Origin of the sequence: Aeromonas sp. SrichE-2G (genome assembly GCF_017939565.1) — a bacterium.
GTDB classification, from domain to species: Bacteria; Pseudomonadota; Gammaproteobacteria; order Enterobacterales; family Aeromonadaceae; genus Aeromonas; species Aeromonas taiwanensis.
Window position 1 is genome coordinate 1 of sequence record NZ_JAGKRG010000020.1, and the last position, 687, is coordinate 687.

1 protein-coding gene and 1 pseudogene are annotated in these 687 nt (G+C 49.2%); both read left to right on the top strand.

What is annotated here, in order from left to right:
- Positions 1-210, top strand: a 210-nt coding sequence (locus tag J9885_RS14180) for a hypothetical protein (protein WP_210549850.1), incomplete at its 5' end; no start/stop codon positions are given.
- A 154-nt stretch (positions 211-364) separates the two neighbouring features.
- Positions 365-469: pseudogene (locus J9885_RS14185) on the top strand (gamma carbonic anhydrase family protein); the annotation flags it as partial.
- Between the last annotated feature and the right edge of the window lie 218 nt (positions 470-687).

Consider the following 687-nt stretch of genomic DNA (forward strand, 5'->3'; position numbering starts at 1 on the left):
CAAAAATTGTTTTTGATGCTCGATGCTGTGAGTGCCCACACAGATTGCTTGATTCAAATTGTTAAAGAGCGACGCAGCTTTTGGCTGCTGCGGGAGTGGCATTCTACTCAACCGCCTTCTCGAGTCAAGCCTTATTTTCACAGGCTTTTCGAGGCTACCGACTTGGCTGTTTGCGTTGCCGCTTGCCGTGTCGATGGAGGCGCATTATAGGGAGCGAATTCGTTCTGGCAACCCCTCCCCTGCAATAAAATTGCAAAAAAGCGCACTTTTTTAGTTATTCATATCCAAGCACAGCTTTTATACAAACTTATCCACAGAAACGGGTTCCAAGTTGCTAGAATGGCCAAAAAACAAGGAGGCCAAGATGGACTTGCGACTGAGACCCTACAAGGGAAAACGCCCACAACTGGGCAAACGGGTATATGTAAACCCCTGTGCCACCCTGGTGGGCGATATCGAACTGAGCGATGTGAAGTGAGCAAGAAATCCAGAATTGGGCCAAGCTCAGGAGCGACGTCTACTTCTTTGTATCTTTGTATAGAGGAGAAGAGTTGAGGCAGTTGAGGCAGTTGAGGCAGTTGAGGCAGTTGAGGCAGTTGAGGCAGTTGAGGCAGTTGAGGCAGTTGAGGCAGTTGAGGCAGTTGAGGCAGTTGAGGCAGTTGAGGCAGTTGAGGCAGTTGAGGCAGT